Source organism: Silvania hatchlandensis (genome assembly GCF_025564065.1).
In the GTDB taxonomy this organism is placed as follows: domain Bacteria; phylum Pseudomonadota; class Gammaproteobacteria; order Enterobacterales; family Enterobacteriaceae; genus Enterobacter; species Enterobacter hatchlandensis.
Window position 1 is genome coordinate 116,891 of the sequence record NZ_JAMGZK010000049.1, and the last position, 13,236, is coordinate 130,126.

At 58.0% G+C, this 13,236-nt stretch carries 11 protein-coding genes and 1 pseudogene; 2 read left to right on the plus strand and 10 right to left on the minus strand.

Annotated features, from left to right (window positions below; all coding sequences use genetic code 11):
• Positions 1-223: 223 nt before the first annotated feature.
• The 3 genes from M8014_RS12660 to M8014_RS12670 form a co-directional block, all read right to left on the minus strand.
• Positions 224-1,627 carry a DUF1996 domain-containing protein gene (locus M8014_RS12660; protein WP_271282793.1) on the minus strand — a complete coding sequence of 468 codons (1,404 nt, stop codon included), beginning with the start codon at positions 1,625-1,627 and terminating at the stop codon, positions 224-226.
• A 91-nt stretch (positions 1,628-1,718) separates the two neighbouring features.
• A complete protein-coding gene (locus tag M8014_RS12665; RefSeq protein WP_271282794.1) occupies positions 1,719-2,903 on the minus strand; it encodes an MFS transporter in 1,185 nt (394 codons plus the stop codon).
• Between the two features lie 9 nt (positions 2,904-2,912).
• Entirely contained in the window at positions 2,913-3,173 is a 261-nt protein-coding gene (locus M8014_RS12670) for a DUF2534 family protein (RefSeq protein ID WP_271282795.1), read from the minus strand.
• Between the two features lie 194 nt (positions 3,174-3,367).
• Here M8014_RS12670 and eco point away from each other — a divergent pair, with 194 nt between their 5' ends.
• Positions 3,368-3,859: a serine protease inhibitor ecotin gene (gene eco, locus M8014_RS12675; protein ID WP_271282796.1), complete on the plus strand. Its 492-nt coding sequence runs from the start codon at positions 3,368-3,370 to the stop codon at positions 3,857-3,859.
• 41 nt (positions 3,860-3,900) lie between these two features.
• Here the strand turns inward: eco and mqo are convergent, their stop codons facing one another.
• Entirely contained in the window at positions 3,901-5,550 is a 1,650-nt protein-coding gene (mqo, locus tag M8014_RS12680; protein ID WP_271282797.1) for a malate dehydrogenase (quinone), read from the minus strand.
• A gap of 188 nt (positions 5,551-5,738) precedes the next feature.
• On the opposite strand from mqo, the pseudogene M8014_RS12685 reads away from it, so the two are divergent.
• A pseudogene (locus M8014_RS12685) lies at positions 5,739-7,036 on the plus strand (SulP family inorganic anion transporter).
• On the opposite strand, the gene mgtE reads toward M8014_RS12685, so the two are convergent.
• From mgtE to apbE, 6 genes are all read right to left on the minus strand, one after another.
• Positions 6,999-8,435, minus strand: coding sequence for a magnesium transporter (gene mgtE / locus M8014_RS12690; protein WP_271282799.1), 1,437 nt, complete (start codon positions 8,433-8,435; stop codon positions 6,999-7,001). The pseudogene M8014_RS12685 and the gene mgtE overlap by 38 nt on opposite strands.
• Complete coding sequence (locus tag M8014_RS12695) at positions 8,413-8,622, minus strand: hypothetical protein (RefSeq protein ID WP_271282800.1); 210 nt, start codon at positions 8,620-8,622, stop codon at positions 8,413-8,415. Before M8014_RS12695 ends, mgtE begins: the two co-directional genes overlap by 23 nt.
• Positions 8,582-10,225, minus strand: a complete 1,644-nt coding sequence (locus tag M8014_RS12700) for a multidrug ABC transporter permease/ATP-binding protein (RefSeq protein WP_271282801.1) — start codon at positions 10,223-10,225, stop codon at positions 8,582-8,584. Before M8014_RS12700 ends, M8014_RS12695 begins: the two co-directional genes overlap by 41 nt.
• A 76-nt stretch (positions 10,226-10,301) precedes the next feature.
• Positions 10,302-10,952: a DNA oxidative demethylase AlkB gene (alkB, locus tag M8014_RS12705; RefSeq protein ID WP_271282802.1), complete on the minus strand. Its 651-nt coding sequence runs from the start codon at positions 10,950-10,952 to the stop codon at positions 10,302-10,304.
• The gene (gene ada / locus M8014_RS12710) at positions 10,952-12,016 is read right to left on the minus strand and encodes a bifunctional DNA-binding transcriptional regulator/O6-methylguanine-DNA methyltransferase Ada (protein WP_271282803.1); all 1,065 of its coding nucleotides are present in this window, start codon (positions 12,014-12,016) and stop codon (positions 10,952-10,954) included. The genes alkB and ada overlap by 1 nt, the downstream gene beginning before the upstream one ends.
• Positions 12,017-12,088: 72 nt before the next feature.
• Positions 12,089-13,144, minus strand: coding sequence for an FAD:protein FMN transferase ApbE (gene apbE / locus M8014_RS12715; protein ID WP_271282804.1), 1,056 nt, complete (start codon positions 13,142-13,144; stop codon positions 12,089-12,091).
• Positions 13,145-13,236: the final 92 nt, after the last annotated feature.

Below are 13,236 nucleotides of genomic sequence, written 5' to 3' on the forward strand. Positions count from 1 at the left end.
TATAAGTCAGGGCAGGCAGATAGCGTATTATTTTGATTGAGAAAAAGCACGGATTTAACGCCCGTAACGGGGATTTCGAATGAAACACATCTGGACTCTTATTATTGGTAACCCGCTGATATAAAGACTGTTTACAGGCACCCCTTTCAAGTGTAAACAATTGTAATACAACAAAGCCAGTCAGTGGCCTGACTGGCTTATGCCTTACGCCTCACTTATTCCATCAAATTTCCGGCGTGGTTTTGAACCCCGTCAGCATCAGCAGCAGGCTCTCTTTTGAAGATGTCGGGCTGAACTGGTAATGGTTGCCCTGCCGATCGCCGCCAATATACCAGGAGATCTCCGTTTTCCCTGCCGCCAGCGCTTTACGCACCGCTTTGTCCACGTCCACCATCCGGTATTCAACCTTGTTATCGAGATACAGGCTCGCATCCGAGTTGTAGCTGGTGGTTGGGCGTTTTTTCCAGGTCACCGTAGCCGGATCCCAGTCGTTGCTGGCCGGATAGAAGAAGATCTGGTCGGCACCGTTGGCTTCGACTTTCCCACCGTAGATCCGCACCTTGTACTTGAACAGAGTAGGATCCTGGCCGGTCGGTAGCGCAGGGATTGTAAATTTGACCAGGCTCAGGGTCTCCGGATTACGGGTTCGGCCGCCGTTTTTCCAGTTATCCTGAATCAGCAGCATCTGCGGGTCCGGCACGGGAACGGTCGGCGTCTCGCTGCTCACCCAGACGTTGGCTTGCGCTTTAGAATAGCCGTAAGGCACGTTAGTCCCGCAGTCGGTGCCTTCGTTCATGCACATATCGGTCATAAACTGCGCGCCCTGTTCCGTCCAGCCATTCATAAAATCGGCATGAGCAGTATACAGGCTGCCCCAGTGTTCTTCGCGCACATCGCCGTTCATGGTGGGATCGAGAGAAAGCTGCGCTTTGGCGGTATCAAGGGAGGTGATGCCCTTAAGCACATACGCCACGTTCATATTGACGGTCGGGATTTTCACCGGGAAGCCGGACGGGCACTGCCCTTTCACGTCGTAAGTGGCATTCGCCATGCCGTGCATCGGCTGCAGGTGAATACCGTCCCAACAATTCGGGAACTGGATCCCGATATTAAACTGGACTCCATCTTTGGCATTTCTCAGGCCGCAGACTTCCCCCACTTTATTGCTATAGCCTTTGCCGTTGGCGCACAGAAAGGTGATGCGGGAGCTGGGTTGAGTACCGTGGTGATCGCCCGCCAGCAGCGCCAGTCCGGCCGGGAACGGACTGAGGGGAAACTGCTCAACGTTGGATGCCTGGTAATAGGTTTTCTGGTAAGCGGGTTGCACCACCGTCCCGTCGGGCAGGCGCAGCGACGGTGCCCAGTACGCCGAGCTGTCGGCTTTGTTATCGCAGGTGGTTTCTGGCTGCTGACGCAGCGACTGATAGCTGGAATGGGCATCGGTGCGGGTGTTGCCGAAAAAATCATGCCACATCGCCTGATTGGTTTTGCCGAACATCATAATGGCATCGTCGCCCAGGGTGTGATTGTAGGCGCAGACAACGTGCGCCTGCGGGCCAGCATGTGCATACAGTGATGGCAGCAACAGAGCAGATGCCAGGGCGGTATAAAGTGTGGTCCTTTTCATAACGTTCTCCTGAAATAAAGGACCACATTGGTACCAAAACCGCGCTAACGCGCCGAATTAATTACAGAATAATTTTCCTCTGCACGACGCTTTACAGCACCGCCGGGCGCTTCAACAGGTACACCAGCGTCAGCAGGCAGATAGCGGCGCCGGTCCAGAAGGTGTATTCCGCCCCCCAGGTTTCCCAGATGATACCTGCCCCAAGGCTGGCAATCAGCAGCGCTACGCCACTCACCATGCTGAACAGGCCAAACGCCGTACCGCGCAGATCCGCAGGCGCCGTTCTGGCGATCATCGCCGCCAGCAATCCCTGAGTCATTCCCATATGGATACCCCACAGCGCCACACCAGCTATGATCCCAACCCAGTGCGTACTCAGCGCCAGCACGATATCCGCCGCAATCAACACCACCAGCCCCCACTGCAGCAGGCGGGTATGGCTCATGGAATCGGATAATTTGCCGAAGGGATAGGCCGAGAAGGCATACAGCAGGTTCATGGCGACCATCACCAGAGGGATCAGCGCCAGCGCAATGCCGGACTGCTGGGCGCGCAGCACCAGAAAGGCTTCGCTGAAGCGCGCCAGGGTAAAGACTGCGCCCAGGCCAATCACCCACCAGCAGCGGGTGCCGAGGCGTTTCAGGTTCTCTTTTGTGATGGGATTGGTACGCTTGTGGGCAATCGGGGTGGCGGGCTCATGCAAACCGAAAAATAACAGCGCAACGGCCAGCACGCCGGGAATGACGGCAACCCAGAAGATGGTGCGGAAGTCGTCGTTCCACAGCAGCATCATTCCGACTGCCAGCAGAGGACCAAGAAATGCGCCGATGGTGTCCATCGACTGACGCAGCCCAAAGGCCGCGCCGCGCATCTCGGGCGGCGTGACGTCAGCCACCAGCGCATCGCGAGGTGCGCCACGAATGCCCTTGCCAACCCGATCAATCAACCGCGCCCCGAGGATCATCCCGGAAGAAGACGCGAGCGCAAACAGCGGCTTGCTGGCCGCCCCGAGCCCGTAGCCCAGCAGCGCAAGGCCTTTTCGCTTACCCAGATAATCGCTGATTGCACCTGAAAACACCTTGATGAACAGCGCCGTGGCTTCCGCCAGTCCTTCTATGAGGCCGATAAAGATGACGCTGGCGCCAAGGGTGGTGACCATAAACAGCGGCAGCAGGCTGTGAATAATCTCCGAGGAGATATCCATCAGCATACTGACGCCGCCCACCACCCAGACCCCTTTCGGGATCCGGCGAAGGGTAGAAAACCGGGAAAGCAACGTGAAAACTTAGCGTTTATCGCTACCGCCGAGGAAAAAAATCCCCAGCGGAATCGCCAGCAGGACGGTAAACACCGTGCTGTAGACCAGCACCATCGCCGACTGCAGGAAGAACATGCTGGTGGTCCACTCCGTCAGCGGAATGTTGTATTGCTCAACCACGCCGATAATGGTGACGCGCCCCACGCCCGCGACCGCAATGAGAAAAACCGTCAGCAGTGCCAGCAGAAATTTGCGCCCCGCCGGGGTGTTAAGTTTTTCACGTACCATGGTTTTTTCCTTCACAGATGAATAACAATGATTGCCGCTCACCCTACCACGATCCCCTCCATGGCACCAATACAGTATTTAAAACTATTATCAAGCTAATTACTCAGTGATTTACACTTGTTATAAATAAATTTAAGGTAAAAACAGCTACCATGATAGTCTGAAAGCGAACGGATCCACATAAAGGAATAACTGTGAAAAACACATCGAAAAGTGTCATTGTCCTGCTGGCGCTGACCTGTCTTAACGCATACGCCAGTGATGCCCCCCAGCCATTAAGCAAAACGGCCCCCTACCCGCAGGCTGAACAGGGGATGAAACGCCAGGTAATCGACCTGCCAACACAGCAACAGGAAGCGGATTTTAACGTTGAGCTGCTGATAGGACAGACGCTGGAAGTGGACTGCAATCGCCACCGGCTCGGCGGCCAGTTAACCCGCAAAACGCTGGAAGGCTGGGGTTACGACTATTACGTCTTCGATAAGGCGACCTCACCGGTCTCTACCATGATGGCGTGCCCGGAAGGGAAAAAATCTAAGCAGTTTGTGACGGCGAATCTGGGAGAGAACAGCCTGCTGCGCTACAACAGCAAGTTGCCGATTGTGGTCTATACCCCGGCGAATATCGAGGTGAAGTACCGAATCTGGAAGGCCGACGAGAAGGTTGAAAACGCCGTCGTGCGTTAATGCCATGATGCCCGGCAGCGTGCGCCGCCGGGCAAATAACGTTACAGGGCGATATCGGCGACCGGTTTGCTTTCCGGCTTCGCCTGCAGTTGAGCCTGTGGTGCCGCGTCAGGAGCCTGCGGCTTGTCATAGTTCAGCTGCAGAACGCGGCTGGTGAACTCCAGCTCCTGTTCGGTGGCTTCTACGTTGCCGTTCAGCGCCGTACCGTAAGACGGGATAATGGTCTTCAGCTTCGCCTGCCATTGTGGGCTTGCGACTTTGTCTTTGAACACTTTTTCCATCAGATGCAGCATGATCGGCGCCGCCGTCGACGCGCCCGGAGAAGCCCCCAGCAGCGCAGCGATGGTGCCTTCTTTATCGCTCACCACTTCGGTGCCCAGACGCAGCACGCCGCCTTTATCCGCATCGCGCTTGATGATCTGCACGCGCTGACCCGCCTGCCACAAACGCCAGTCTTCTTTCTTCGCTTGCGGATAGTACTCTTTCAGCGCCTCGAAACGATCGTCGTCAGAGAGCAGCACCTGGCTAATCAGGTATTTCACCAGATCGAAGTTATCCAGCCCTACGTTCATCATCGGCACCACGTTGGAGGTGGTGGTTGAACTCAGGAGATCCCACAGGGAGCCGTTTTTCAGGAACTTCGTCGAGAAGGTGGCGAACGGGCCAAACAGCACCACGCGCTTACCGTCCAGCATACGGGTATCAATGTGCGGAACCGACATTGGCGGTGCGCCTACCGAGGCCTGGCCGTACACTTTCGCCAGATGGCGATTCACCACTTCCGGGTTTTCCGACACCAGGAACTGCCCTCCAACCGGGAAGCCACCATAGTTGTCAGCTTCCGGAATACCGGTTTCCTGCAGCAGCTTCAGCGCCGCACCGCCTGCGCCGATAAAGACAAACTTCGCTTTAATCACGCGCTCTGCGTCGTTGTTTTTCAGGTCGGCAACGGTCACGTTCCAGGAGTTGTCCGCGTTGCGGGTAAAGCCGCGCACCTCGGTGTTCACGGCCAGGCTGAAGTTCTCTTTCTTCTGCAGCCCGCTCACCAACTGACGGGTAATTTCGCCGTAGTTGACGTCGGTACCAATGTCGGTACGGGTCGCGGCCACTTTCTGGTTCGGGTCGCGCCCTTCCATCACCAGCGGTGCCCAGGCTTTAATCTGCGCATGATCTTCGGAATACTTCATCCCGCGGAAAAGGGTGCTTTGCTGCAGGGCAGCGTAACGCGCACGCAGGAAGTTAACGTTCTCATCGCCCCAGACAAAGCTCATGTGCGGCACGGTGTTAATGAAGGAGTGCGGGTCGTGCATCACGCCGCTGTTCACCTGATGAGACCAGAACTGGCGCGAAATCTGGAACGCTTCGTTGATTTCAACGGCTTTCTCAATACTGATGGTGCCGTCTTTCTTCTGCGGGGTGTAGTTGAGTTCCATTAAGGCCGAGTGGCCGGTACCCGCGTTATTCCAGCCGTTGGAGCTCTCTTTTGCCACGCCGTCGAGGCGTTCAACCATGGTCATTGACCAGTCTGGCTCAAGCTCTTGCAGATAGGTCCCAAGCGTGGCGCTCATGATACCGCCGCCAATTAAAAGAACGTCTGTTTCCTGCGCCTGCGGGGCCTGCGCCTGTGCCGCCATTGGGGCAGCGCTGAGGCTTACGGCCACGGACAAGAGCATGGCAGTCATTTTTTTCATCATTAATGCCTTCGTGATAAGCGTATTTTTTGCTGTTAATACTGGAAGTGGAGTGCGGCGCCAACGGTAGCAACATTTAAATATTGTTTAAAGGTTAAATAATTATTGTAATTATGATAATTAATGTTGCGCATTTTGTAGGGTTATCCGATTTGGCGGGCTGGCAAAGCGCGCGCTTACCCGCTACTATGCTGCCCTTTGTGATCTATCGCACAGAACCCCTTGTCCTGCTGGCGCCACTAACCTGCGAAAAACTATGTCCCAGACACATGCCTCTCCCCGGATCGTCACGGTCCTGCGTTCTCCCTCACTTTTCATGCGTGAAACCCTGGCTGGGGTGATCACCGCCCTGGCCCTGATCCCGGAGGTGATCTCGTTTTCGGTGGTGGCGGGCGTGGATCCCAAAGTTAGCCTGTTTGCCTCGGTGGTGCTGTGCCTGGCGCTGTCGGTGATGGGCGGTCGTCCGGCGATGGTGACCGCCGCAGCCGGTTCCGTGGCGCTGGTGATTGGGCCGATGGTTCATCAGCACGGCGCGCAGTACATTCTGCCGGCGGTGCTGCTTGCGGGCCTGATCCAGATCCTGTTTGGTGCGCTGGGGATGGCGCGCCTGATGCGCTTTATTCCACAGGCAGTGATGACCGGATTTGTTAACGCGCTGGGGATATTGATTTTCTTTGCCCAGGTGCCGCATTTCTGGAGCAAAAGCCCGCTGATTGTCGGCCTGTTTGTCCTGACGCTGCTGATTGTGCTGTGGGCACCCCGCTACATTAAAAGCGTGCCTTCCCCACTGATTGCGATTGTGGTCCTGACGCTGTTTACCGTCACCAGCGGCCAGCTGCTGCCGACCGTCGGGGATGAAGGCTCGATTGGCGGCGGCCTGCCGGGCATCAGCCAGATGCTGGTGCCGCTTAACCTGCACACCCTGAGCATCATCTGGCCCTGCGCATTAAGCATCGCCTTCGTCGGGTTGATGGAATCCCTCTTGACCGCAAAGCTGGTGGATGAGCTGACCGCGACGCCCTCCAGCAAGCGCCGGGAGAGCATGGGACTGGGCGTGGCAAATATCATGGCGGGCTTTTTTGGCGGGATCGCGGGCTGTGCGATGATCGGTCAGACCATCGTTAACGTCGAGATGGGCAAAGGCCGCAGCCGCGTCTCTACGCTGGCCGCCGGGCTGGTGCTGCTGCTATTGGTGACGGCGCTGAGCGACGTGATGGCAAAAATCCCGATGGCGGTGCTGGCGGGCATTATGGCGATTGTGGCGGTCAAAACCTTCAACTGGCACAGCATTCAACCGGCCAGCGTAAAAGGGGCGCCGATCGCCGAAACCCTGGTGATGCTGGTGACCATTGCGGCCACCGTCTCAACCGGTAATCTGGCGATTGGCGTGGTGGGCGGCATTATTGCGATGGCGATAATGCCGTCCCGCATCAAACGTCGGCACGCAGCTACAGCAGAAACACCGTCGCCAGACCAAGAAAAATAAAGAAACCGCCGGTATCGGTGATGGCGGTAATCATCACGCTCGACCCCACTGCGGGGTCGCGCCCGAGGCGGGTCATGGTCAGCGGAATAATCACCCCCATCATCGCCGCCACCAGTAGATTCAGTACCATCGCCAGAGTCATCACCCCACCCAGCGCCATATCGTCGTACAGCCACCAGGTCACCCCACCCATAATCCCGCCCCACACCAGGCCGTTGATCAGCGCTACGCCCAGCTCTCGCAGGATCAGGAAGGTAAAGTTGCCCGGCTGAATGTGCTGTAGCGCCAGCGCGCGCACGATCATGGTGATGGTCTGGTTGCCGGTGTTGCCACCAATGCCCGCCACAATTGGCATCAGCGAGGCCAGCGCCACCAGCTGCGAGATGGTGTGTTCAAATCCGTCGATCACCCTGGAGGCGATAAAGGCGGTACAGAGGTTAATCGCCAGCCATGCCCAGCGGGTTTTGACCGCTTTGCTCACCGGGGCGTAGACATCCTCTTCGGCGCTTAGCCCCCCGAGGGCGCGCATATCGTTGTCGGTCTCTTCATAGACCACATCGACGATCTCATCGATGGTCACACGCCCCATCAGCTTACCCACCGAGTCCACCACTGCGGCGCTGATCAGGTTGTCACGCTCAAAGGTACGCGCCGCTTTTTCGGCATCATCTTCAGGGGAGAAGATCATCGGCTGGGTGTCCATCACCTCACTCACCCTACGCTGGGCGCTGTTCAGCAGGATGGTCTGCAGCGCCAGCTCGCCGAGCAGGATTTTATCGCGCGAGGTGACAAACAGCTTATCGGTGTTTTCCGGCATTTTACCCAGCCGGCGCAGGTAGCGCTGCACAGTACCCAGCGTCACGTCCGGACGGACCATGATTACGCCAAACTCCATGATCGCGCCGACGCGGTTCTTTTCGTAGTGCATCACCTGGCGGACGCGGGCACGTTCGCTGGCGGGCAGCGAGGCCAGCAGACGACCGGTCAGGTTACGCGGCAGATGCTGAACCAGGTAAATCTGCTCGTCGATATCCAGGGTACGCAGGGCATCGAGAATAGCGTGGTCGCTCATCTCGTCAATCAAGTCTTCCCAGACGTTTTCGGAGGCTTCCAGCAGTACCTGCCCACGCTCGTGATCCTGCACCAGTCGCCACAGGGCGTGGCGCTCTTCCGAGGGCAGCGCTTCGAGGGTATCGGCGAGATCCGGCGGTGGCAAATGGGCGACCAGTGCCCCTACCTCAGCAATATCGTCGGCTAAGGTACCGACATCATATTGCTCAGCCAGGGTCAGCTTGCCCAGCAGGGTGGAGGTGAGCGCTTTGTCGGTGGTCATCAACCAGATGAGACGCGCGCGCTCCTGATCGCGCAACCTTGCGCTATTTTTCGATAATCCAGGCATCAATCATTAATCCATGAAATGAGTTGGCATTAAGAATAGCGCGGGGTTGTGTAAATTTTAATAAACGAATGACAGGAAAGGGGAAAAAATCGGCAACGGGGGGCAAATAGCCCGGCAACAGGGTGCCGCCGGGCAGGTTCAGGGCATTATGCGGTGCGCGCCACCGCATCACGCGACGCGGCGTCACGCTCGGCGCCGGTCAGTTCGCTCAACTGGCCGCTGCGCATCTCAAGCAGACGGTCGGCGTGGATAAAATAGTGATCGTCATGGCTGATGGCAAAGATGGTTTTACCCATCTGCTGCATCAGCGGTAGCAGCACTTGATAAAACTCGCGGCGGAAATGCGGGTCCTGATCGGCAGCCCACTCATCCAGCAGGATAATGTCGCGCTCTTCCGCCAGTGCCAGCAGCAGCGCCACCCGTTTTTTCTGCCCTTTCGACAGCTTCAGATTCAGGATTTTGCCGTCCTGTAGCTCCAGCTTGTGCGACATTTGCAGGTGCGCCAGCCACTTCTCCACCAGCGCCGGATCGGCCTGTTTTCCTTCCGGGCCCAGCAGTTGATCGAACAGCCAGACGTCGGTAAACACGGCGGAAAACAGCTTGCGGTAATCTTCCGGCTTTTCTGTGCTCAGCGGTTTACCATCCAGCAGGATTTCACCTGACTGGGGCTGATACAGCCCGGTCAGCAGCATCGCCAGCGTCGATTTACCGCTGCCGTTGCCGCCAATCAGGAACAGCAGTTCGCCGCGGTTGAGGGTGAGATTCACCGGCCCGACGGAGAAGGTGTTGTCCTGATAGGTAAACGTCACGTTGCGCAGTTCCAGCGTTTGCCAGTTTGGAAACGCTTCAGGTCGCGGGAATTCTTCTTTATACGGCGCGAGGTCAAACTTTCTCAACTTGTTAAACGCCACCTGTGCGCTAAGCAGGGTGGGAAGCGCCCCGACGGCCGAGAGCAGCGGGGTACGCAGAAACAGCAAGGTCAGCGAATAGGTCGCCGCCACGTTGGTGTCTGCCCAACCGAGGCTGTTTGCCATCCAGAACACCAGCCCAATCGCGCCCAGCATCATGATGTTTGACCAGTTCACCGCGCTCAGGTGGAAGGTGTCGGCGCGCACAATATGATGACGATACTCACGGGCATCGGGAACATACAGATTGTTGAAGATGTGCTCGGCGCGCTCGCGGTTCAGGGTCAGCTCTTTGCGCCCTTCCAGCACGGTTTGATAGTCGTTGTAGAGCTTATCTTCCGTTTCACGCAGCACAGCCATGTGGCGGTAAACCCGCGCCACCAGCATGTAGCCACCCCAGATAGTGATCACAATCCACAGGGCAGTGATCGCCAGCATTTTGGTCGACAGCCAGGCCAGATAGGCGGCCGAGCCGAAGGTCAGGATAATGCCCTGCACCAGCTCCGGCAGACGCACAAAGGCGATGGTAATGGCGCGCACATCGCTGGTCAGCCCCGCCAGCAGCGAAGCACTGCCCAACTGCTCCACGCGCTCAACCTGGGTATCCAGAATGCGTTTGATAAACTCGCTGCGCAGACGATAGACGAAGTGATGGCCGAGGGTCGTCAGCGCCAGCTGTGAACCGAGGGTCACTGCCATCAGCAGCAACAGCAGTCCAAGAAATTCCGGCAGCACCATCAGGGTGGTGTCGACCGTTTCAATTAAGCGCAGGTTGAGAAAGGCGATCAGACCAATACCCAGCGCGGCGCTGAGCAGGCTTAACGCCATCACCGCGATAAACGGCCAGCGGTATTGACGCCAGACCAGTAACAGGAGTTCCATGCAGAGCAATCCAGACAAGAAAAAACAGCCAGCAGTGTAAACTGCCCGCCGCTTACAGCAAGAATAATTCTTATTTTTATTCGTTATTCGCTGCCCGGCGGAACGTCAGGTTGTAGCGACAGTCTCCGGTCAGGGGATGCGTGCCAGCCTTTAGCGGCTGGATGCCGTGGTAAAACAGACGCGAAGGCCCACCCCACACCACGACGTCGCCGTGCTCCAGCAGCAGACGCTTAAGCGGATCGTTGCGGCGCAGCCCGCCAAACTGGAAGACGGCAGGCAGGCCGAGCGATACCGAGACAATCGGCGCCCGCAGGTCCGCTTCATCTTTATCCTGATGCAAAGACAGCTTCGCCCCGATGCCGTAGCGGTTAATCAGGCAGGCGTCAGGCTGAAAATCGGGGTAGCCCGCAGCGGTTGCAGCCGCCTGGCACAGTTCAGCAAACGCCTGCGGCATCGGCGGCCAGGCCGCGCTGGTCAGCGGGTCGGTGGGTGAATAGAGGTAGCCGTGCGCGTCGGTGGTCCAGCCCAGCGCGCCGCAGTTGCTCATCGCCACCGACATGGTGTATCCGCCCGGGGTAACCATCTGGCGAAACGGCGACTGTCCGGCAACCTGTTCGATGCCGTGCATCAGCGCTGATGCACGCGTCAGCGCAAAGCGACGCAGGATCAACGCCCCGGGTGCCAGGGGTTCGTGCCAGGGTTCGGCGTCGGCAAACAGATCGAGCATTATTCCTCCAGCTTGTTGGCTTCGCGCTTAAGCAGCGCAGCTTTACGTACGGCACCCCAGCGATAGCCAGAGAGTCCGCCGTCGCTGCGCACCACCCGGTGACAGGGAATGATAATCGCCAGTGTATTGGCGGCGCAGGCCCGGGCAACGGCTCGCACCGCGCCTGGATTGCCAATGGCGTTGGCCACCTGCTGGTAGCTCGCGGTCTCGCCGCCGGGGATAGCGCGCAGGGCCTGCCAGACCTGTAGCTGAAAGGCGGTCCCGCGGATATCCAGAGGCAGCGTCAGCGCCAGGGCGTGGTTATCGACGCTGGCAATCACCTGACTTACCCGGGCCGCAAAGGCCGCGTCGGCCTGATCGCGTTGAGCGTGGGGAAACAGCGTCTCCAGCTCGGCAATCAGGGCGCGGTCGTCATCGCCGGGCAAAATTGCGCAGATACCACGCACGCTTTCCGCCACCAGGCAGCGGCCCAGCGCGCAGTCGCTCAGGGCGTACTGCACGGTCGTAGATTCCCCACCACGGCGGTACTGCTTCGCGGTCATGCCCAGCGCGGCATCAGCCTTACGGTAATAGCTGCTGCTGTCGGGAAAACCCGCAGCCAGTACGGAGTCGGTGACCCTGTCGCCCTGCGCCAGCGCCTGGCGAAGACGCGCCGCCCGCGCCGCCTGCTGCCAGGCTTTTGGCGTCATGCCGGTCGCGGCTTTAAACAGGCGATGAAGATGATACGGGCTTACCGCCACCGCCTGCGCCAGCTGATCCAGGGTCAGGGGCTGATCCTGCTCCAGCAAGCGGCAGGCTTTTTCGATGGTGGTAACCCGCTGCGCATTGGGATCGCGGAGATCGGGTCGGCAGCGTTTGCAGGGGCGAAAACCGGCCTGCTCCGCCTGACAGGCATCAGGATAAAAGCGAACGTTTTTACGCAGAGCGTGGCGAGCCCGACAGGAGGGGCGACAGAAGATACCGGTGGTGTGCACGGCAAACACAAACTGACCGTCGGCATGGGGATCGCGGGCCAGCACCGCCAGCCAGCGCAGATCGTCGTTATTCAGGTTCGGGTTTTTCATGATTGGCTCCTTCTTTAAGCATACTCATACCCTGCCTGAGCGCCAGCGACGAAAAACCCGCAACCTTGCTTTTTAATTCGGGCCGTTCACCAGGAAGCTGGCGAACTGCGGGGACATCCAGGTTTTGAATCCCTCCCCTTCCCGGATGATCATATAGACCGCCAGACCTTGCTCACGCACAATCTCCCGGGCTTTATCGGTGCCCAGCACCATCAGACCCGTATCCCAGGCATCCGCTTCCAGCGCGGTGGGGGCGATTACCGTTACCGACACCAGATTATGGCTAATCGGGCGACCGGTCTGCGGATCGATCACGTGCGAGATACGCTTTCCGTCCAGTTCGTAGTAGTTCCGGTAGCTGCCGGAGGTACTGATGCCATGGCCGTTAATGTCGACAATCGCCTGTACCGCATTTTGCCGATCGGTCGGCTTCTGGATCGCCACCCGCCACGGCTTATCGCTGGCGTTCAATCCCCGGCTGACCAGCGCCCCACCCACCGAAACCAGATAGCGAGAGATCCCCTCTTCGGCCATCAGCGTCGCCAGATGATCCGCCGCATACCCTTCCCCCACGGTGGAGAGATCGACAAACAGATCCGGGATGTTTTTTTCCAGATATTGCTGACCGGACTGATTGATCACCGTCAGGTGCTGCAGGCCCGTTTGCGCCCGCGCATCGTCAATCTGTGCCTGATCGGGGGTTTTCACCGGCTGTTTATTGGGACCGAATCCCCACAGATTCACCAGTGGGCCAACGGTGACATCCATCGCCCCCTGGGTTTTATAGCCGACGCGCAGCGCTTCGGTAACGATATCCGCCATCGCTTCGCTCACCGGCCATGGCGAAGTACTCTGGGACTTGTTAAAGCGCATCAAGGCAGAATCAGGTTTATAGGTGGACATCAGCTGGTCGTCTGCATCCAGCTGGGACTGAATTTTTCCGCACAGCTCATCGGCCCGGGAAGCAGGCATATCCATGACGCTGACCCGCCAGAAGGTGCCCATTGTTTTGCCTTCCAGCACCGTCGCGGTGGCCGTCGTGGCCTTTACCGGAGGGGGAGAGTTGTCACATGCTGTCAGCATAAAAAGTGTCGCCAGGAAGCCGACACGAAGAAAAGTAATTTCCATTCGTTATTATCCTCAAGCCTGAGAGCGGCAAGAGTACACCAAAAAGTGGGGTTTGTAAGACCCTAAAGTGGAGGCCAAAAAAAGGGGCCGAT

What these genes read in the sequence shown, in the direction of transcription:
- M8014_RS12660 (WP_271282793.1), bottom strand. Translation starts at nt 1,627, where the DNA reads ATGAAAAGGACCACACTTTATACCGCCCTGGCATCTGCTCTGTTGCTG.
- M8014_RS12670 (WP_271282795.1), bottom strand. Translation starts at nt 3,173, where the DNA reads ATGGTACGTGAAAAACTTAACACCCCGGCGGGGCGCAAATTTCTGCTG.
- mqo (WP_271282797.1), bottom strand. Translation starts at nt 5,550, where the DNA reads ATGAAAAAAATGACTGCCATGCTCTTGTCCGTGGCCGTAAGCCTCAGC.
- mgtE (WP_271282799.1), bottom strand. Translation starts at nt 8,435, where the DNA reads ATGCCTGGATTATCGAAAAATAGCGCAAGGTTGCGCGATCAGGAGCGC.
- M8014_RS12700 (WP_271282801.1), bottom strand. Translation starts at nt 10,225, where the DNA reads ATGGAACTCCTGTTACTGGTCTGGCGTCAATACCGCTGGCCGTTTATC.
- alkB (WP_271282802.1), bottom strand. Translation starts at nt 10,952, where the DNA reads ATGCTCGATCTGTTTGCCGACGCCGAACCCTGGCACGAACCCCTGGCA.
- ada (WP_271282803.1), bottom strand. Translation starts at nt 12,016, where the DNA reads ATGAAAAACCCGAACCTGAATAACGACGATCTGCGCTGGCTGGCGGTG.
- apbE (WP_271282804.1), bottom strand. Translation starts at nt 13,144, where the DNA reads ATGGAAATTACTTTTCTTCGTGTCGGCTTCCTGGCGACACTTTTTATG.